Source organism: Burkholderia pyrrocinia (genome assembly GCF_018417535.1).
GTDB classification, from domain to species: Bacteria; Pseudomonadota; Gammaproteobacteria; order Burkholderiales; family Burkholderiaceae; genus Burkholderia; species Burkholderia pyrrocinia_E.
On the sequence record NZ_CP070978.1, the window covers coordinates 2143449 to 2163540 of the forward strand.

Sequence of the window (20092 nt, forward strand, 5' to 3'; positions counted from 1 at the left end):
CTGTTCCGGCAATGCGTCCGGCGTCAATTCCACTGCGCCGGTTTCTTGCGTCCGTAGAACGGATTGGGGATTTCCTTCACGCATGCGCGGTCCGTCAGCTTCGGCTGGTCGTCGCGCCGGGAAAGCTCGACCTTGGTCGGCGCACGACCCAGACTGAAATCCATGTCCCCGGCGACACGTCCGTCCGGAAAGAAATGCAGCAGCACGTTGCCATCCTTGTCCTTGATCGGCGGACGCGTGATCGTGATTTCGCCCTCGCACCACGCCATCCCCGGCTGGGTTTCGCGATGCGTGTATTCGTCGTAATTCGGGGATGACGCTTCCATCGCGCGCTTGTCGACCACGCGCTCCCACCACACCTTGAACTTCTTCGGTGTTTTCCAGCGGAAATCCCATGCGAGACTGGGCCGCGACCCCTTGCCTCCGCTCCAGTAGTTCTGCGTGCGCGGCGTCGCCCGCGCGCCGTCGACACTCGCGGCATCGTCCAGGTTGCCCTGGTCCGGCGGCAGCAGATAGACCCGGTAAATGTCGTAGTCTGAATAGTTGTACGAGCCTGCCTTGATGATCTCGTAGTTCGGGTCATTCCATTTTGCGGTCTCGCCGGTCCCGAGGCTTTCCGAGCCGCTCTCGGCCTTGCTGCATCCGGCTGTGAAAAAAGCCAGGACCGACAGCAGCGTGATCCAACGGTGTTTCGTTCTCGACATCATTTTTCTCTCGTGACATTCATTTGGGTGCGCGTGACGCCCGCAGGACAAACCTGAATCGATCGATTGCATCCGCTACGCGCGCGTCTCGCGGCGCACGGCGGCGCCCCCGCGCCCATCACCCCGCCGCTTCCTGCATCCGCCGCCAGCCTTCCGCCGGCACAAGCGCCAGCGCCTGCGGAAAGTCCTGCCCTTGCGCCAACGCGTCGAACACGGCGGCCATCGCCGGATGCTCGTCGAAGCGCGAGCCGTACCGCAGCGCCAGCTCGCAGTAGATCAGCAGCGACGCCGCGCTTTCCGCACCATGTGCCTGGCATCGCGCAAGTTGATCGCGCACGAAACCGTAGTGCTGCGCGGCCGGCAACGACGCCAGCAGCGCGGGCTTCTCGGCGCGCAGCCGCTCGATCATCGTGTACGGATAGCAGGCGGCCAGCAGGCGGTCCTCCTGAGCCTGGGTCAACTGCAGCGGAAACTCGGCGACATGCTTGACGTTGGCGGGCGCAGCAAGTTCCGCCGTCCGGATATTCAGTTCGGTATCCAGATAAATAAAGTGCCGCACGCCCTGCGCCAGATACGCGCAATGCGCCGCGGGCAGCATGTCGAGCCAGAACGGCAGCACGCGCGGATCGAAAAAGCGCATCAGCATCGCGCTCTCCATCTGCTCGAGCTGAACATCCACCATCGGTGCCAGATGCGCAGCCAACTGCGTGAGCGTCAATGGCGAAACGAACACGCTCGCCGCCGACCACGGAATGCTGCGCGGATCGATTGCGTCGGCCGCGTCGGCGCTGTCGGCGGCAGGCTGCCATTCGAACAGCAGCGGCCCGACGACCCTCGCATCGTCGTCGGCGTTGTCGAGCAGCGATGCCGCGACAAACGCCGGCCACGACGCCTTTTCGTCATCCGGCAAGGTGTCCAGCAACGCGCCATCGATCAGCACGTAGGCGCGCAGCCCGGCCTGCGACGACAGCGCAGCCTGCAGCGCATCGGCCGCCTGCGCGGCCATCAGGTCATTCGTCATTCGGCGCCCGGTCTCAAGCCTTGGCCGCGAACGGCGACGCCATCGACGCCGCATTGACCATGCACGGCGCGCACGCCGTGCCCGGGAACGCCCGCGCGGGCACCGGCAGGCTGTCCGGTCCGATGAACGTATGCGACGCAGCATGCGCGGTCCATTCGCCCTTGGTCCCATGGACGATGCCGCTGCCGTTCCAGCGCGTATAGCTGGTGCCGCCGTTGATCAGGACTTCTTCCTTTGCAGTGATGGTGATGCGGTTCGCATCGACCTTCACGTCCAGCTTGGCCAGCACGTTGATGCTGTCCTTCAGCGCCTGAATGTCGATGTCGGCAGCAGCGGCAACGAGCCGGATGCCTTTCTCGAATGCGGCGACGCGCACCGCCTCCTTCGCGCTAACCAGCATGCTCTTGCCCGCACCGATGCTCGTGTGGGCACCGCTCGTCAGCGCGACGTGCTGGTCGCTCGCGACGTGAGTCGACCCTGGCGTCGTGGCCAGGATGCCCGCCGGGCTGGCGAGCGCCAGGAACGGCTGCGAGAACTCCGGGAATTCGCCCTGCTGCGGATTGCCGCCGCTGCCCTTGAGGCCGTCGTTCTGCGTCCTGAGCGCCTGATGGACGGCATCCTGGTCGCCGGACTCCTGCGCCCTCACGTCATGCGCGGAACCCGACAGCGATTCGTGCAGGTCGTGCGCCGTCTCGAGGCGAGCAACGGTTTCACCGATGTCCGTCGCATGGGCACGCGCGTCGTAGCGCGCTTCGCTGGTCACCAGCAGGCCCTTGGCTGCCCGTACGGCACCATGCGCATCGGTCCGCAACTCGAAACCGCGCGCGCGCTGATCGGTGCGCCCCTGCGTATTGTCGATGCGGACGTTATGTCCCAGTGTCAGTTCGCTGGCGTCGGTATCGCTGCGCAGCTTCAGCTGGAGCTGTTGCGGTGTGTCATCGAGCAGCACGTGATTCGAACGACCGCCCGCCGCATTGCCGCCGTCGCCCGACAGCTCGCGGCTGCGCAGCCCTGTCAGCACCTGCTGGTCGGGAAGCGCCCATGGCGGCATCCGTTCCGCGTTGTACGTGGTGCCCGACACGACGGGCCGGTCGGGATTGCCGTCGAGACACATCACGAGCACCTCGCTGCCCACGCGGGGATGCGCGATCATGCCCTTCTCGCCGCCGGCCCAGCCGGCGGCCACGCGAATCCGCGCGCTGGTCTGCGCCGCGCGATCCCAGTGGTACACGACGCAAACCCGGCCGTATTCGTCGACGTCGACGCTGCCGGCGCCCTTCGCGCCCGCGACGGTCGCGGTTTGCGGCGCAAGCACCCGCACGGATTCGCTGTTGAAACCGCGGCCCGGACGCCACGGCGTATGCCGGAGGCCCGCGACGAAGCGGTTGCGATATTCGGGCTTGCCGTCGGCCTGCAGATAATTGTTCGCCGCCTCGTGACGGGCTTCGAGAATCAGGTACCGGTGGTCCTCCGGGCTGCCCGCCGACGTGCTGAAGTGGTCGGACAACTGGAACCAGCGTCCGGGCAGGATGCCGTGATGGTTGCCGGCCGCGTCGAAGCGCGACGCCGCAGCCTCGATCTCTTCCATCCGAACGCGTGCCAGCGCATCGCCGGAACGCGTTTCCTTCACGAAACCATAGTGCCCCACGTATTCGTGGTGCTCGACCTGCGGCGCGACACCCGGCGGATGAAGCGTCGGTATCTGCGCACTGGCGGCATGCGGCGCCTTGAAGTCGAACGCCGTCGCGCTGTAACTGCCCGCGGCCAGCGACCGCACCGCGGACCATTGCGAAATGGCGTCCGCGGCCATCGGGCCGTCGTGCGTCTGGAAACGGATCGCCGGCGAGCGACCGTCGACCGCCGGGCACTGTACCGTGCTGTCGTCGCCGACGATCAGCTTCAGCCCCTTCTCGTCGTGCTCCCACCAGTACAGGAACCCGACGGCTTCCAGATGGCGGACGATGTAGTTCCAGTCGCTTTCGCCGAGCCCCCCGCCCTGAACGTTCATGGTGCGCGCAGGATCGTCGCCGCGCACGCGCCATTCCCAGGACGGCGCGAGCCCCTGGTAATCGGCGAGCAGCGTGCCGATCTGCTGCTGAAGCGATTGCCCGAGGAACAGGCGGTTGTTCACGCGTGTCCGCAGGAAGTGGCTCCACGGGCGCAGCACCGCGCGATATTCCGCGATCGAATCGTCGTTGCGGACGAGCGAAAACTCCGTGCAATAACCCGTGAAATGGCGAAGGCTGCCGTCGGGGCGCACCATCGACACCGCGAGCAGCTTGCCCAGCATGTCGGCCAGCGTGACGCCCGCCTCGCCGGACAGCAGCGTCAGTTCGAACGTGAAATCGATCCCGAGCCCCTCGTGCGCGACGAGACGCTCGGCGACCAGCCGCGCCGGACGATGCCGGCCGTACGAGTCGGTGACGGAGGGTGCGTCGTCGTAAGGAAAAGACAGCGCAAGCAAGCGCTTGTCTTGCTGGAAAAACGGGGTTCGAATGAATGCCGCTAGGTCAGCCATGACCGCCTCAGAATGATTTTTTCGTTCGTATGGCAGCGGCCCGCTGCCCCTTAATTTTGGGATGAAAGGATATCGTAGACAACGGCCCGCGACAACGCTGACGCGCTCCGGCAATTCCCGAGTCCGGCGCGGTAAATCGGTAATAAATACGGAACCCCGGCGCATGCCGGGCGGCGCTCGAACGGACAGCGTCTCCATGATGACGTCGCCTTGTCCGGCATCCCGCCGCGCGGCCGCGAAACACGCCGGTTTGCGCGCTGACGGCGGAACCTCGCGATGCGCTTCGCCGTCTCAACGCGACCGGCTTCATCTCCCGCAATTCAATCCCGTCACCCGCAGCTTTAGGAGAGAAACATGGCACTACGCACCCTCGGCACGTCCAGCATCCAGGTTTCGCCGCTCGCCTTCGGCGGCAACGTCTTCGGCTGGACCGTCGACGAGAACGCATCGTTTTCGCTGCTCGACGCGCTCGCCGACACCGGCATCAACTTCATCGACACGGCCGACGTCTATTCGGCCTGGGCGCCCGGCAACAGCGGCGGCGAATCGGAAACGATCATCGGCAAGTGGCTCAAGCGTTCCGGCAAGCGCGAACAGGTCGTGATCGCGACCAAGGTCGGCCTGCTCTCGGCGCGTGCGGGCCTGACGAAGGACAACATCCTGAAGGCCGCCGACGATTCGCTGCGTCGCCTGCAGACCGAATACATCGACCTGTATTTCTCGCATCGCGACCTCGCCGACACGGCCCCGCTCGAGGAAACGCTCGGCGCGTACCAGACGCTGATCGACGCGGGCAAGGTGCGCATCATCGGCGCCTCGAACTACAGCGGCGCGCGCCTGCGCGAAGCCGCCGACATCAGCCGGCGCGACGGCCTGCCCGCATACCAGGTCATTCAGCCCGAATACAACCTGATCGACCGCGCCGACTACGAACGCGATCTCGAGCCGGTCGTGCGCGACCTGAAGCTCGGCGTCGTCAACTATTACGCGCTCGCGAGCGGTTTCCTGTCGGGCAAGTACCGCAGCGAGGCCGACCTGAAGAAGAGCGTGCGCGGCGACCGCGTTGCCGGCTATCTCGACGAACGCGGCCTGCGCATTCTCGCCGCGCTCGACGCCGTGTCGGCGAAGCACGGCACGCAGCCGGCCGCGATTGCGCTCGCATGGCAGATCGCGCGGCCGTCGATCACCGCGCCGATCGCGAGCGCGACTTCGCTCGCGCAACTCGAATTGCTCGGTGAAGCGATCCGCGTCCGGCTCGATCAGGACGACATTCGCCAGATCGACGAAGCCAGCGCGACCTGAGGTCGTCGGCGGCAGGCCGGTCGATGGCATCGCGCAGTCTCGCGGTTCCGCGATCGGCCTGCGTCATGCGCATCCCGCTCGCCCGGGCTGCCGCCGTCTTCGTCGAAGCAAGCCGGCGGCACCTGTCGGCAGCGCATCGCGATACGCGCACCACCTAGCCGAAAATCGCACGCGCGGTTTGACTCGTACGGCCGCTTCCGTTGACTCGGCCAGACATCGATCGATCGTCCGGCCGCAACGCCCCGCTGCAAGCGCGTCGCGCACCGGCCCCGGGTCTTACACGGATTGACTGCGGCATTCGACGTGCCCGAGACTGCGCCGCTCGGGCGGTCATTGGGAGAACGTCATGCCGGACACCAGCACGGGAATCGACACGATCTCGACGCGCGCCGTACGCGGCGCCGAGCGCGTCGACTTCTGGGTCGACCATGTCGCCCGCACGCTCGTGCGGATCGAATGCAGCGGAAAATCGTCCGAAGGCATCGACGCGTCGCTGCGCAAGCGCGATCTCGGGCTGTTCAGCGCATGCGACATCGTCGCGAACCGGCATGCGGTGGTGCGTACGCCGCACAACATCCACGCGGACCAGCGCGACGCCGTGTTCATCTGCCTGATGCACGAAGGGCAAGGCTATACGTTCCAGGACGTCGACTGCATGCAGCACGCGCCGGGCGACCTCGTCCTCTACGACACGGCGGTGCCGTACGGGCACGGCTTTCCCGCCGACATGGCGATGACCGTGCTCGACGTGCCGCGCGACGTGTTCGAAGCACGTGTCGGGCCGTGGCGCTATCGCAGCCTCGTCAAGATCGATCGCGGCGATGGCGTGACGTCGTGGGCCGTGCGACAGGTGTACGCGCTGCTCGCCGCGCCGCAGGAACCGGCACCGGACGCGCGCGAACGGCGCGCCGCCGCGATACTCGAGCTCGTGCAGTCGATGCTGCGGCTGCGCGACGGCGATGCATCGCCGACGAAGTCGACCGTCCACACGCTGTCGCGCGCGAAGGCGTTCATCGACAGCCATCTCGCCGACGACGATCTCGACAGCCAGTCGGTGAGCCGCGCGATCAACCTGTCGCCGCGCCAGCTCGCGCGCGTGTTCGAGATCGAAGGGATGCCGCTCACGCGCTATATCCTCGCGCGGCGGCTCGAGCGTTGCCGCGCCGACCTGCGCGACCGGTCGCTGAAGCACCTGACGGTCAGCGAAATCGCGTTCCGCTGGGGCTTCAACAACAGCGCGCACTTCAGCCGCAGCTATCGCGCACGCTTCGGCGAGACCCCGAGCGACACGCGCGCTCCGGCCGACGCGCGATAACCGGACACCACACAACCCGCCACTCGCCACCGTGTCCCTGCGAGGCAAGCCCGGCGTCCGTCCCGGTCAAATGGGGCCGCATACCGCTCGCTAAGCTGGCTTCCTGCGCGGCGGCACACGTTCCGTCGCCCGACATCAAGGAGAAGAAGCGGGATGGAGACGTACGACCATATCGTCGTCGGCGGCGGTTCGGCCGGCTGCACGGTCGCGCATCGGCTGGTGAAGGCCGGCAGGCGCGTGCTGCTGCTCGAGGACGGCCCGAAGGACGACAGCCTGTTCATCCGGATTCCGGCGACGTTCATTCGTGTGCTCGGCACGCAGCGCACCGTCACGTTCGAAAGCGAGCCGCAGCCCGGCGCGGCGGGACGCAAGACCTACGTGCCGCAGGGTCGCACGCTCGGCGGCGGCAGTTCAGTCAATGCGATGCTGTACGTGCGCGGCACGCGCGACGACTACGACGACTGGGCCGCGCTCGGCTGCACGGGCTGGGGCTGGGACGACGTGCTGCCCGTGTTCAAGCGCGCCGAATCGCACCTGCGGCTCTCCGAGCCGTTCCACGGCACCGACGGGCCGTTGAAGGTCGGCGACACGCGCTTCCGGCATCCGCTGAGCCTCGCGTTCGTGAAGGCCGCGCAGGAAGCCGGCATCGCGTACAACGACGACTTCAACGGCGCCGCGCAACACGGCGTTGGCTTCTATCACACGACGATCTTCGACGGGCAGCGCGGCAGCACCGCCGCCACCTATCTCGCCGACGCGATCCGCCACCCGAACCTGCGCGTGCTGACCGGCTGCCGCGTGACGCGCATCCGGTTCGACGGCCGGCGCGCGACCGGCGTCGAATGGCGAACCGAAAGCGGCGCGACGGGTTCGGCCGCCGCGCGCGCCGACGTCGTGCTCGCGGCCGGCGCGCTGAGCACGCCGAAACTGCTGATGCTGTCCGGCATCGGGCCCGGCGCGCACCTGCACGCGCACGGCATCGACGTGCTGCATGACAGCCCCGACGTCGGCGCCAACTACCAGGACCACCTCGAAGTATCGATCTACGGCTACAGCCATGCGCCGGTCAGCCTGTTGGGCGAGGATCGCGGGCTGAAGGCGTTGCGGCACGGGCTGCAGTGGATGCTGTGCCGCACCGGCCTGCTGACGTCGAACGTCGTCGAATCCGGCGCGTTCGTCGACACGACGGGCAGCGGTCGGCCGGACCTCCAGTTCCACGTGCTGCCGACGCTCGTCGGCGACGTCGATCGCGCGCCGCTGCCCGGCCACGGCCTGTCGATCAATCCGTGCCTGCTCAGGCCGCGCTCGCGCGGCTCCGTGCAACTGCGCGGCAACGATCCGGCCGCGCCGATCCGGTTCGACAGCGGCGCGCTGTCCGACCCGGCCGACGTCGACGGCCTCGTGCGCGGCGTCGCGCTCGCCCGGCAGATCATCCGCGCGCCGTCGCTCGCGCGCATCGTTCGCGAAGCCGAGATGCTGGCCGATGCGGCACTCGCCGACTACGTGCGGCGCCGCGCGAAAACCGTCTATCACCCGGCCGGCACCTGCCGCATGGGCAACGACGCGCACGCGGTCGTCACGCCGCGCCTCGCGGTGCAAGGCATCGACGGATTGCGGATCTGCGATGCGTCGGTGATGCCGCGCATCGTGTCCGGCAACACGAACGCGCCGACGATCATGATCGCGGAGCGCTGTGCCGAGTTCATGCTGGCGGAGTGACGTGGCACGCGTGCGCTGCACCGCACTGAAAACAAAAACGGCGCGTGAGACACGCGCCGCCACCCCATCCACTGCCGGGATCAGGACTCGGCCGCGCGCGCCGCATCGCGCAGCGCCATCGGCGACGCGCCGTAGCGCTCGCGAATCGCGCGGCTGAAGTGCGCCTGGCTCGAGAACCCCCAGCGAAACGCGATCTCGCCGACGCTCGTCTTGCGCAGCCGCGCATCCGTCAGCTCGCGATGCGCGTGCGACAGCCGTTCCGACCAGATGTGCTGCGTGATCGACTCGCCTTCGGCCGCAAACAGCCGGCCGAGATGGCGCAGCGACAGCCCGACCGCGTCGGCCACCGCCTGCGGCCCGAGCTCCGGTTCGCCGAGATGCGTCGCGATGTACTGCTTCGCGGTCAGCAGGTACGACAGCGACGCGCGCGATGCGCCCGCGCCGTTCACTTCCGCATCGATGAGTTCCGCAATCAGCGTGCGCGTGTGCTCGGCGAACCGCGCGGCATCGTGCTCGACGGGATCCTTCATGAACCGCTCGACGCTCGCGCGCAACGTCGCGCCGAGCATCGCGCCCGCACCCGGCTTCGGCGCGATCCGCAGCGGCAGCGCCGCCAGTTCCGCATCGAGCCGGTCGTCGAACGTCGTGATCGGGATATCGATCAGCAATTGCCGCATCGGCGTCAGGAATCCGAACAGATAAGGCACGCGCGTGTCGTAGACGACGACATCGCCGGCGTCCGCGAGCAGGCACCGGTCGCGCTGAATGAAATACGCGCGCCCGCTCAGGATCTGGCACGCGAACAGCGATTCCTTCGGCAACTGGCGCACCAAAGCGGGGCTGCGCTCGATCACGTGATCCTGGCCGCTGATGTCGGCAAGGCCGAGGCCCGGCAGCGAGATGTCGGTCTTCTCGACTTCGAGCCCGGCCGGCGACAGCGACGAGCAGCGCAGGCCGACCAGCGTCGCCGCATTGAACGCATCCCAGTACGCCATCCGGTCGCGCACCGGCACGTCGGCCGTCGAGCCTCGCGTGCATGAAAAAACGGTCGAATTCGTCACGTCGCCTCCTGCTGGCGCCCGTCGTACGGAGCGGCATGCATTGCGGAATTGGGGGATGGATCGTTTAAACGTCGTGCGGTGCGATGTCCGGCCCGATCAAGCAATTCGTCCAGCCCAGTCAAGAGCGGCGCGCACCGTCTGGCTAAAGTCGAGCCCACGACACCTCTATACAAGGAGACAGACCGTGGTCGACCAAGCCGTAGCCGAATTCTGGCAAAACATTGCGCCGATTGCCAATCCGTTCAAGCCCGATGCGCTGCCCGAAGCGTATATCGCGAACGCGGCCACCGACGACGAACGTTATTACGTTCCGTTCACCGAAACGGTTTCGTCGCGGCCGCTGTGGATCTCGCCGTCGCAGAACAAATGGTGCGACATCCTGATGGCGAAGGAAGCGGGGCTCGTGAACCGGCACTATCACCCGCACGAGGTGTTCGCATACACGCTGTCCGGCAAATGGGGCTACCTGGAACACGAATGGACCGCGACGAAGGGCGATTTCGTGTACGAGACGCCGGGCGAAGGCCACACGCTCGTCGCGTTCGACCATCCCGAGCCGATGCGCGCGTTCTTCATCGTCAAGGGGCCGCTGATCTGGCTCGACGACGAAGGCAACCCCGACGGCTATTTCGACGTGCATTCGTACATCGCGATGTGCAAGGCCCACTACGAGAAGGTCGGCCTCGGCGCGCAGGCGATCGAGAAGCTGTTCCGCTGACCCGCGACGAGGCCGGCCATGACATCCCAATCCTCCCCCAAGCTTTCATGGACGTACGAGAACAGGCTGCTGCTGATCCTGTTCATGACGTTCGGTTTCGTGTTCTTCGACCGCCTGGCGCTGTCGTTCCTGTTCCCGTTCATGTCCGCCGAACTGCACCTGACGAATGCGCAGCTCGGCATGGTGTCGTCCGCGCTCGCGCTCACCTGGGCGCTGTCCGGCGCCGCGACCGGCGCATGGTCCGACGCGCGCGGCACGCGCAAGCCGCTGCTGATCGCCGCCGTGCTCGGCTTTTCCGTGTGCTCGGCGCTGTCGGGGCTGGTCGGCGGCTTCGCGAGCCTGATCGCGTTCCGCGCGTTGATGGGCATCGCCGAAGGCCCCGTGCTGCCGCTGTCGCAGTCGCTGATGGTCGAGAGTTCGACGCCCAGCCGCCGCGGGCTGAACATGGGCTTGCTGCAGGGCTCGGCTGCCGGCCTGCTCGGCGCGATGATCGGGCCGCCGGTCGTGATCGGGATCGCGACCGCGTACGGCTGGCGCCACGCGTTCTACGTGTCGTGCATTCCGGGCTTCCTGATCGCATTCTGCATCTGGCGCTGGGTTCGCGAAGCACCGCCCGGCGGCGCACGGCATGCGCAGGCCGACACCGTCGGCGCGCCGGCGGCGGGCGGCGCGGCAATCAGCCGCTGGGCGCTGCTGAAGGAACGCAACATCCTGCTCTGCGTGCTGATCAGTTGCTTCTTCCTCACGTGGTTCATCGTGATCATCTCGTTCGCGCCGGTGTTCCTCGTCGACAGCCGCCACCTGTCCCCGTCCGACATGGGCGTCGTGATGACCTGCCTCGGCGCCGCGTGGGTGTTCTGGGGTTTCGCGGTGCCCGCGATCTCCGACCGGATCGGCCGCAAGCCGACGATGATCGTGTTCGCGCTGATCGCCGCCGCGTGCCCCATCGCGATGATTCACGCGAATTCGCTGGTGGCGCTGTGCGCACTCGTGCTCGCGACCTACACGGGCCTCGGCTGCTTCACGCTGTTCATGGCGACGATCCCGGCCGAAACGGTGCCGCCCCGCTCGATCGCCAGCGCGCTCGGGCTGATCATGGGCGCCGGCGAACTGATCGGCGGCTTCGTCGCGCCGACCGTTGCCGGCTTCGCGGCGGACAAGTACGGCCTGCAGTTCGCGATGTGGACGTCGGCAACCGGCGCGATCCTCGCGTGCGTGCTGTCGTTCGGCCTCGTCGAAACCGCGCCCGCCGTGCTGCGCAAGCGCGCGCTCGCCGGCGCCGCCGCCAGCCGTCTCGATACACCGAACCTCGGAGGACGCTGACATGCGCGCACTTCAATGGCATGGCCCGCGCGACGTCCGTCTCGTGGAAATCGACACGCCGCGCGTCGGACCGGGCGAGGTGCGCATCGCGGTCGCCTATTGCGGCATCTGCGGCAGCGACCTGCACGAATACGCGGACGGCCCGCACGCGATTCCGGTCGACACGCCGCATGCGCTGTCCGGGCGCACCGCGCCGCTGACGCTCGGCCACGAGTTCTGCGGCACCGTCGTCGAAGTCGGCGAAGGCGTGACGACCCTGAACCCGGGCGACTGCGTCGCCGTCGAGCCCGAATATCGCTGCCACCAATGTGCGTACTGCCGCTCGGGCTCGTACAACCTGTGCGTGTCGATGGGCTTCGCGGGCCTGATGGGCGACGGCGGGATGGCCGACTTCGCGGTCGTGCCGGCCTACATGCTGCATCGGCTGCCCGACGGCGTCAGTCTCGAGCAGGCCGCCGTGATGGAACCCGCCGCCGTCGCGCTGCACGCGTTGCGCCGTGCCGAACTCCGGCTCGGCGACACCTGCGCGGTGTTCGGGCTCGGGCCGATCGGCCTGTTGCTGATCCAGCTCGCGAAGCTGCAGGGCGCGACGACCATCGTGGCGGTCGACGTGTCGCCCGAGCGCCTCGCGGCCGCCATACGCTTCGGCGCGACGCACACGTTCAATGCGCGCTCGCTCGACGCGTCCGTGCTGCGCGACGCGATCCGCGAGGCGTCGGGCGGGCTCGGCGTCGATGCGAGCTTCGAGGCCGCCGGTTTGCCGGCCACGTTCGAAGCGGCGATGCAGGCGCTGCGCAAGGGCGGCCGCGTCGTGATGGTCGGCCTGATGCCGCAGGCGGGCTTCGATGCGTTCCGCGCGGTCAACGACGAACTGACCTTCACGGCAAGCGTCGGTTACCGGCATGCATACGAAGACCTGCTGCGCATCGTCGCGTCGGGCGCGCTCGACCTCACGTCGATCGTTACACGCACCGTATCGCTCGAAGATGCCGTCGCCGACGGCTTCGACGCGCTGCTCGCCGATCGTACGCAGATCAAGATCCTGGTTTCTCCCGCGCAGCGGTCCGCCCGCCGCGCCCACCTCATCGGGAGTGTCGAACATGAGTCACCCGTGGGCGTTTGAAGGCAAGACCGTCGTCGTGACGGGCGGCACGTCGGGCATCGGTGCGAGCACGGCCTGGCGCTTCGCGGAAGCGGGCGCGTCGGTCGTCGCGCTCGGGCTCGACGTCGCCGGCCCGCATGCGCCCGTGCATCCGCGCGTCCGGTGCGTGGAGCTGAACGTGACCGACAGCGACGCGCTGACGCGCACGATCGCCGCGTTGCCGCGGCTCGACGTGCTCGTCAACGGCGTCGGCATCAGCCGGCACGCGGACGAATACCGGATGGATCAGTTCGAGCTCGTGCTGAACGTGAACCTGACGTCGGTGATGCGCGCGTCCGACGCCGCGTTGCCGGCGCTGTCCGCGCATGGCGGCAGCATCGTCAACGTCGCGTCGATGTACACGTACTTCGGCAGCAAGGACCGGCCCGCGTACAGCGCGAGCAAGGGCGGCATCGCACAGCTCACGCGTTCGCTCGCGCAGGCGTGGGCCGAGCGCGGCATTCGCGTGAACGCCGTCGCGCCCGGCTGGATCGATACGCCGCTCAGCAGCGGGCTGATGGCCGACGCGCAGGCGTCGCGGCAGATCCTCGATCGCACCCCGCTCGGGCGCTGGGGCACCGCCGACGAGGTCGCGAACGTGATCCTGTTCCTGTGCTCGCCCGGCGCGTCGTTCGTGACCGGCGCGGTCGTGCCGGTGGACGGCGGGTATTCGACGGTCTAGCCGCCCGCGCGTCGCGGCGGCAAGCGGTACCCCACCGCCGCGACGCGTCATCCGGTTCCGCTTTATCCCCGTCGGGCCGAGTCCGTTCCGGCCCGGCATTCATCACGACAATCAGTAGTCCCATCAAAAATATCCGATCCGATCGGAAACATGTGAGGAGCACCTTGGAGATGACGAAAAAGACCCTTCTGGCCCTCGCGGCCTGCGCGATCCCGGCCGCGGCGCTCGCGCAGAGCAGCGTGACGATGTTCGGGCTGATGGACGCCGGCCTCAGTTACGTCAGCAACGAAGGCGGCCACGGAAACGCGAAATTCGACGACAACATCTTTTTTCCGAACCTGCTCGGCTTCGAAGGCAAGGAGGATCTCGGCGCGGGCACGCGCGCGATCTTCCGGCTCGTGAATCAGTATTCGCTCGGCAACGGTTCGATCATCGGCGGCGGGTTGTTCGCGCGGCAGGCCTACGTCGGGCTGGAAAACGATCGCTACGGCAAGCTCACGCTCGGCAACCAGTACGAGTTCATGGTCGACTCGCTGGCCGCCAGCGGCAACGAGATCGCGCAGGATCTCGTCGGCCTGTACGGCTTTCGCAACGGGCCGTTCGACAAGCTCGCGCTGCCCAACAACCCGACCGGCGCGTTCGACTGGGATCGTGTCGCGGGCAGCAATCGCGTCGCGAACTCCGTCAAGTACACGAGCCCGTCGCTGTCGGGCCTGATCTTCGGCGCGCTGTACGGCTTCGGCAACGTCGCGGGGTCGGTCGGCGCGAACAACACGGCCAGCGTCGGCGCGAGCTATGACAACGGCCCGTTCGGCGCGGGCGCGGCCTATACGAACCAGAAATACGGCGCGGCGGCCGGGCTGCCGCCGACCAGCGTGCGCAACTGGGGGGCGGGCGTGCACTACACGCTCGGCACGGTCACGGGGAAGGCACTCTTCACGACCGTGCGCAACGCGCAGAACGGCGCGGGCGTGTGGTCGGCGGAAGCCGGCGCGGCGTGGCATCCGTCGCCTGCGTGGGTGGTCGGCGCGAGCTACACGTACATGAAGGGCAACGACACGCTCGACAACGCGCATGCGCACCAGTTCCTCGCCGCCGTCCAGTACTGGCTGTCGAAGCGCACGATGGTGTACGTCGCCGGCGTTCACCAGCGCGCGAGCCACGGCAGCAACGCGCAGATCAACGGCGTGATGGATGCGAACGGCGCGTCGAGCGGCGCGCTGCAGTCGATCGCGCGGATCGGCTTCAGCACGCGGTTCTGACACGCGCGGCGGCCGGCCGCGCGAACCTGCGTGGCCGGCCCCGCCTCATCCCGTCCGGCCATGCCCTTTACGTCGTCAGAAGCGGATCGTCACGGATTTCGGCTCGGTATACGCATCGATGAACGCCGACCCGTATTCGCGGCCGATGCCTGACCCTTTCGCGCCGCCGAACGGCACGGCCGGATCGACCAGCGTATGCATGTTCACCCACACGGTGCCCGCCTGGATGCGCGGTACGTAGCGCAGCGCCTTCGACAAGTCGTTCGTCCAGAGGCTTGCCGTCAGCCCGAACGGCGTGTCGTTCATCATCGCGATCAGCTCCTCCTCCTCGTCGAACGGCACGAATGCGCCGACCGGCCCGAAGATTTCCTTGCGGTACACGCTCGACTGCAGCGACTTCGGCACGACGAGGGTCGGCTTCACGTAGAAACCGTCGCGCGCATACGCGCCGCCGCCCGCGACGATGTCGTCGCCCTCGGCCTTCGCCAGCGTGAACGCATCGAGGCATTTGCGAAACTGCGGTTCGTTGCAGACCGGACCGATCATGCCCGCGTCGTCCATCGGATCGGACGGCTCGAAGCTGTCGAGGCGCGCCTTCAGTTTTCCGACGACTTCATCGAACTGCGATCGATGCACGAAAAAGCGCTCCGCCGACGCGCAGATCTGCCCGCTGTGCAGGAACCCGGCCTCGATCACGCCGTCGAGAATCTTCTCGACCGGCGTATCCGGCAGGAACGCCGCCGCGTTCTTGCCGCCCAGTTCGAGCGTGAAGCGCGTGAAGTTCGCGTTGACGGCTTCCTCGCCGATGATGCGGCCGGTCGGCACCGACCCCGTGAACGACACCTTCGCCACGCGCGGATCCCGGATGACCTTTCCGCCGACCTTGCCCGCGCCGTTGATGACGTTCAGCGTCCCGGGCGGCAACCCGGCTTCGGTGCCGAGCTCGGCGATGCGCAGCATCGTCAGCGGCGTGAATTCCGACGACTTGATCAGCACCGTATTGCCGGTCGCGAGCGCCGCACCGAATTTCCACACGGGAATCATCACCGGGAAATTCCACGGGATGATGCCGAAGACAACGCCCAGCGGCTCCCGCAGCGTAAACGACGTGTAACGCTCGCCGCCCATGCTCGGAAACGACGGCGCCAGCGTTTCGCCCGCGATCTTGGTGGCCCAGCCCGCGTAGTAGCGCAGCCAGCGCGCCGACCACGCCACCTCGATCATGCGCGACACGCCGATCAGCTTGCCCGACTGCGCGGTTTCGATCTGCGCGATCTCCTCGCCGTGCGCGTCGACGAGATCCGCGAAACGCAACAGGATGCGCTCGCGATCGGCCGGCGTCACGCGCGCCCACTCGCCGCGGAACGCGCGATCGGACGACGAGATCGCGGCCTCGATCTCGTCGTCGGTCGCCTGCGCGACGGAACCGATCACCGCGCGCGTCGCCGGGTTCACGACCTCGATCCGTTCGCCGTTGCGGCCGGCCACCGCCCGGCCGTCGATGTACTGGCCATGTTCGCGCGCGAGAAACGCTTTGACTTCGTCCAGCATCTGCACCAGCGCCATTTGCTTTACCTCCGGAAATCGATTGGGATGAAAAATCGGTCAGGCCGCGTTCCGATTCTAGAAGCGCGTCACCGGCGCACATCGGCGCTCCGTGCACACTTTTGGCTTCAGCGTGCAGAACGGCGCGGCGAATGTACCGGCTTTTTTCATTTGCATTAACCTTGGTGCGTTCCCGGAACCTTCCCTCACCCGGCCATGGCACATGAACTCGTCGTCAGCGCCACCAACGGCAGCGCAAACCTGCGAGAACTCGTCGCAGACAGTTTCCTGCCGCTGGTTTTTCACGACACCGGCCCTCTGTTCCGGATGTCGGTGCGCGTTGCGTCGGTGGGCGGGCTGCGCATGGCGGAGGTGGACACCACGGCCGTCCGGGTGGACCGCGATCGTGCGCTGGCCGCGCGCACGGAAAGCGACTGCTACAAGATCCTGTTCCAGATCGCCGGGCAAAGCCGCATCACGCAACGCAACACGACGTCGACCGTCAATCCGGGGGAATGGGTGATCTACGACGCGACCCAGCCGTACCGGATCGAATCCGCGAACGCATCGCGCTTCGTCGCCGCGCTGACGCCGCCGAGAAGCAGCACGATGTGGCGGTGGTTCGTGGAGCGTGCGGGTGTCCAGGTTCGCCAGACCGTCGGCAATGCGCGGCTGGCGCTGCAGTCCATCCGCTTTCTGATGGACGGGCAGGTGCCGAACGATCCGGAAAGCCTGTTCGGCTTCGAGCAGTCGACGCTGATGCTGCTCGATTCGGTGATCCGCCGCGAAGCCGGCGATTCGCTCACCGGCGCCGACGCGCGCAGCGCGACCTTGCGCATGAATGCCGAAATCCATCTCGCGCATCACTACCGCGATCCCGACCTGTCGCCGGACCGGCTGGCAAGCGCATTGAACGTATCGCGGCGCACGCTTTACAGTGCACTCGCCGCAACCGACCAGACGCCGCAGAGCCTGATCCAGGAATACCGGCTGCAGGCGAGCCGGCGTGCACTGGAGGATCCGGCGGATACCAACCGGAACCTGCTGGAGCTGGCGATCGCGTGCGGTTTCTCGGACATCACGCATTTCGGGCGGGCGTTCAAGGCGCGGTTCGGATGCAGCCCCGGGGCTTACCGGCTCGCGCATCGAATTATTCCGGGGGCTTGAAACGCTGTTTCCAGCGGCCGCTCAACGTTCCGTATGCATAATAAATGCGGAGCAACCACAAGACAGCGGCGATCAAAGCATGCAACGGGAATAAATCCGGCCCGGCTCCGGTATATCGTCGGTCGCCACGCCGTTCGCCACGCCGGACGGGCGGGCGACGCCCCACCCGAAACCGCGAGACCGCTCATGTCACAGCCCAACCACGCCGCCTACGCACGCTTCGCGATCGCCATGCACTGGTCGATCGCGATCCTGATCCTGTCGAACCTGTCGATCGGGCTCTACATGGATACGTTCCCGCACAACTCGTCGCAGTTCAACGGCATCCTGTTCTATCACGCGTCGATCGGCAGCCTGATTTTCATGCTGACCGTGCCGCGCCTCGTGTGGCGCGCGACGCATACGCCGCCGCCGCTGCCGGACAGCGTTCCGGCATGGCAGGCGCGGATCGCCGGCGCGCTGCACGGCGTGCTGTACCTGCTGCTGTTTCTCGTGCCGCTGACCGGCTACGTGCACCGCCTCGCCGGTGCGCATCCGGTCAGCTTCTTCGGCATCGCCGAATTGCCGGTGCTCGTCGGCCGCGACGAACCGTTGAGACTCCTGACCGATGCGCTGCATCGTGCACTCGTGCTGACGCTCGGCTTGCTGCTGGCCATGCACGTCGCGGCCGCGCTGAAGCACAAGTTCGTCGATCGCGACGGCGTTGCCGGGCGGATGGGTATTTGAGCGGGCGCGGCGGAATCGGGCCGGCGCCCACCCCTCGTCGCGCATCGCGTTACGTCAGTCTTCGCCCTTCTCGAGCACGTTCTGCGTGAGCGCGACCGACGGAATCGTCGGCTTGAGCGACGCGCGGTGCGCGCGACCGCTCAGCCACTTCCAGCCGATCACGAGCAGCAGCGCCACCAGCGGGATCGACGCGATCGTCCACGTGCCGTTCGGATAGTCGAGTGCCATCAGGACCAGCACGCCGAGCAGGAACAGCAGCGTCAGCCATGACGTCACCGGCGCGCCGGGCATCGTGAACGACACGTCATCCACCTCGCCGCGCGCGACCGCTGCGCGGAACTTCATCTGGCAGACGACGATGAATGCCCACGTGCTGATGATGCCGAGCGACGCGATGTTCAGCACGATCTCGAACACGCTCGACGGCACCAGATAGTTGAGCAGCACGCCGACGACGTAGATCGCGACCGTCACGAGGATGCCCGCGTACGGCACGGATTGCCCGCTCATCCGCCCGAGGAACGCAGGGGCCGAGCCTCCCATCGACAGCGAACGCAGCACGCGTCCGGTCGAATACAGTCCCGAGTTGAGACTCGACAGCGCGGCAGTCAACACCACCAGGTTCATCACCGAGCCGATGCCGGGCACGCCGAGCGCGCCAAAGAACGTGACGAACGGGCTCTGGCCCGCCTTGTACGCGCTCCACGGCAGCAGGCAGACCAGCAGGACGACCGACGCGACGTAGAAGATCGCGATGCGCCAGATCACGTTGTTGATCGCGCGCGGCAGCACCTTGCGCGCGTCCCTGCATTCGCCGGCGGCGGTGCCGACCAGTTCGACGCCCGCGAACGCGAATACCACGCCCTGCACCAGGACCAGCGCCGGCATCAGCCCGTGAGGGAAGAACCCGCCGTTGTCGGTGATCAGGTGCATGCCCGTATCATGGCCCGCGACGTGCCCGCCGCTGCCGAGGATCACGCTGCCGATCACGAGGAACAGCACGATCGCGGCGACCTTGACCAACGCGAACCAGAATTCCATCTCGGCGAACCACTTCACGCCGATCAGGTTCATCGTCGCGACGATGCAGAGCGCGACGAGCGCGAAGATCCACTGCGGCACACCCGAAAACGGCGCCCAGTAATGCATGTAGAGCGCGACCGCGGTGATGTCGACGATGCCGGTCATCGCCCAGTTCAGGAAATACATCCACCCGGCGACGAACGACGCTTTCTCGCCCAGGAATTCGCGCGCGTACGACACGAAGCTGCCGCTGCTCGGGCGATGCATCACGAGTTCGCCGAGCGCGCGCAGGATCAGGAAGGAAAACGCGCCGCACACCAGATAGACGATCGCGAGCGACGGCCCGGCGGCCTGCAGGCGCGCGCCCGCGCCGAGGAACAGGCCGGTGCCGATCGCGCCGCCGATCGCGATCATCTGCACCTGCCGATTGCCGAGGGTCTTGTGATAGCCGGCCTCGTGGGATTCGAGCCAGTTCCGTTTGCTGGTGTCGCCGGTCGGCGCGGGTTCGGGAATCGATGCCATGATCGCATCCTCATGTGCTTGCGTGATTGCGTTCGGACCGTACCGCGATCCGGGCCCGTCGGTGCCCGCGGCCGCACGACGCCCCATCACGCCGCGCATCGAGGCCGCTGCACGCTGGACATGGCGCGCGGCACCGTCAACCGCAAACGTATGCAGCCGTAATTCCGCTCACAAACGCTATGCAAATTTCGACTTGCATGGCCCCGAATCGCGCATGCGACACGAACGGAAAGCATTTCTAAATACGTCAGGATTTCGAAAGATTCGGCGCGATCCGTCGGGCTCGGCAGGACTCGTCCCGCACGTGGACTCAACGCTCGAGCCCCCGTGGAAGTCATGACGG

General features: G+C 67.0%; 16 protein-coding genes. 10 read left to right on the forward strand and 6 right to left on the reverse strand.

The window, feature by feature from the left end; translation table 11 throughout:
• Positions 1 to 23: 23 nt before the first annotated feature.
• Genes JYG32_RS27795 through JYG32_RS27805 form a run of 3 tightly spaced genes read right to left on the reverse strand, consistent with a single transcriptional unit; the run spans position 24 to position 4441 of the window.
• Positions 24 to 776 (reverse strand): DUF3304 domain-containing protein, encoded by a 753-nt coding sequence (locus JYG32_RS27795; protein ID WP_249744669.1) that lies wholly within the window; start codon positions 774 to 776, stop codon positions 24 to 26.
• Positions 777 to 822: 46 nt separating this feature from the next.
• Positions 823 to 1725 (reverse strand): DUF4123 domain-containing protein, encoded by a 903-nt coding sequence (locus JYG32_RS27800; RefSeq protein ID WP_213265740.1) that lies wholly within the window; start codon positions 1723 to 1725, stop codon positions 823 to 825.
• Positions 1726 to 1738: 13 nt separating this feature from the next.
• Positions 1739 to 4441 (reverse strand): type VI secretion system Vgr family protein, encoded by a 2703-nt coding sequence (locus JYG32_RS27805; RefSeq protein ID WP_249744670.1) that lies wholly within the window; start codon positions 4439 to 4441, stop codon positions 1739 to 1741.
• A gap of 156 nt (positions 4442 to 4597) precedes the next feature.
• On the opposite strand from JYG32_RS27805, the gene JYG32_RS27810 reads away from it, so the two are divergent.
• The 3 genes from JYG32_RS27810 (at position 4598) to JYG32_RS27820 (ending at position 8579) form a co-directional block, all read left to right on the forward strand.
• Positions 4598 to 5545 (forward strand): aldo/keto reductase, encoded by a 948-nt coding sequence (locus JYG32_RS27810; RefSeq protein ID WP_213265741.1) that lies wholly within the window; start codon positions 4598 to 4600, stop codon positions 5543 to 5545.
• A 346-nt stretch (positions 5546 to 5891) separates the two neighbouring features.
• Positions 5892 to 6860, forward strand: a complete 969-nt coding sequence (locus JYG32_RS27815; RefSeq protein ID WP_213265742.1) for a helix-turn-helix domain-containing protein — start codon at positions 5892 to 5894, stop codon at positions 6858 to 6860.
• Positions 6861 to 7013: 153 nt separating this feature from the next.
• Positions 7014 to 8579 carry a GMC family oxidoreductase gene (locus JYG32_RS27820; protein ID WP_213265743.1) on the forward strand — a complete coding sequence of 522 codons (1566 nt, stop codon included), beginning with the start codon at positions 7014 to 7016 and terminating at the stop codon, positions 8577 to 8579.
• An 80-nt stretch (positions 8580 to 8659) separates the two neighbouring features.
• Here JYG32_RS27820 and JYG32_RS27825 read toward each other — a convergent pair whose 3' ends face one another.
• Positions 8660 to 9640, reverse strand: coding sequence for a helix-turn-helix domain-containing protein (locus JYG32_RS27825; RefSeq protein WP_213265744.1), 981 nt, complete (start codon positions 9638 to 9640; stop codon positions 8660 to 8662).
• Between the two features lie 184 nt (positions 9641 to 9824).
• On the opposite strand from JYG32_RS27825, the gene JYG32_RS27830 reads away from it, so the two are divergent.
• The 5 genes from JYG32_RS27830 to JYG32_RS27850 all read left to right on the forward strand — a co-directional run bounded on the left by JYG32_RS27830 (position 9825) and on the right by JYG32_RS27850 (position 14766).
• Complete coding sequence (locus JYG32_RS27830) at positions 9825 to 10358, forward strand: 2,4'-dihydroxyacetophenone dioxygenase family protein (RefSeq protein ID WP_174379269.1); 534 nt, start codon at positions 9825 to 9827, stop codon at positions 10356 to 10358.
• Between the two features lie 18 nt (positions 10359 to 10376).
• The gene (locus tag JYG32_RS27835; protein ID WP_213265745.1) at positions 10377 to 11681 is read left to right on the forward strand and encodes an MFS transporter; all 1305 of its coding nucleotides are present in this window, start codon (positions 10377 to 10379) and stop codon (positions 11679 to 11681) included.
• A gap of 1 nt (position 11682) precedes the next feature.
• Positions 11683 to 12804 carry a 2,3-butanediol dehydrogenase gene (locus JYG32_RS27840; RefSeq protein WP_174379267.1) on the forward strand — a complete coding sequence of 374 codons (1122 nt, stop codon included), beginning with the start codon at positions 11683 to 11685 and terminating at the stop codon, positions 12802 to 12804.
• Positions 12782 to 13504 carry an SDR family NAD(P)-dependent oxidoreductase gene (locus JYG32_RS27845; RefSeq protein ID WP_174379266.1) on the forward strand — a complete coding sequence of 241 codons (723 nt, stop codon included), beginning with the start codon at positions 12782 to 12784 and terminating at the stop codon, positions 13502 to 13504. The genes JYG32_RS27840 and JYG32_RS27845 overlap by 23 nt, the downstream gene beginning before the upstream one ends.
• A gap of 170 nt (positions 13505 to 13674) precedes the next feature.
• Positions 13675 to 14766 (forward strand): porin, encoded by a 1092-nt coding sequence (locus tag JYG32_RS27850; protein WP_213265746.1) that lies wholly within the window; start codon positions 13675 to 13677, stop codon positions 14764 to 14766.
• 75 nt (positions 14767 to 14841) lie between these two features.
• On the opposite strand, the gene JYG32_RS27855 is transcribed toward JYG32_RS27850, so the two are convergent.
• Positions 14842 to 16332, reverse strand: a complete 1491-nt coding sequence (locus JYG32_RS27855) for an aldehyde dehydrogenase family protein (RefSeq protein WP_213265747.1) — start codon at positions 16330 to 16332, stop codon at positions 14842 to 14844.
• A gap of 195 nt (positions 16333 to 16527) precedes the next feature.
• Here JYG32_RS27855 and JYG32_RS27860 point away from each other — a divergent pair, with 195 nt between their 5' ends.
• Positions 16528 to 17478, forward strand: coding sequence for a helix-turn-helix domain-containing protein (locus JYG32_RS27860; RefSeq protein ID WP_213265748.1), 951 nt, complete (start codon positions 16528 to 16530; stop codon positions 17476 to 17478).
• Positions 17479 to 17664: 186 nt separating this feature from the next.
• On the forward strand, positions 17665 to 18204 hold the full coding sequence (locus JYG32_RS27865) for a cytochrome b (protein ID WP_174379262.1): 540 nt from the start codon (positions 17665 to 17667) through the stop codon (positions 18202 to 18204).
• 54 nt (positions 18205 to 18258) lie between these two features.
• Here JYG32_RS27865 and ansP read toward each other — a convergent pair whose 3' ends face one another.
• Positions 18259 to 19749, reverse strand: coding sequence for an L-asparagine permease (gene ansP, locus JYG32_RS27870; RefSeq protein ID WP_213265749.1), 1491 nt, complete (start codon positions 19747 to 19749; stop codon positions 18259 to 18261).
• Positions 19750 to 20092 lie beyond the last annotated feature (343 nt).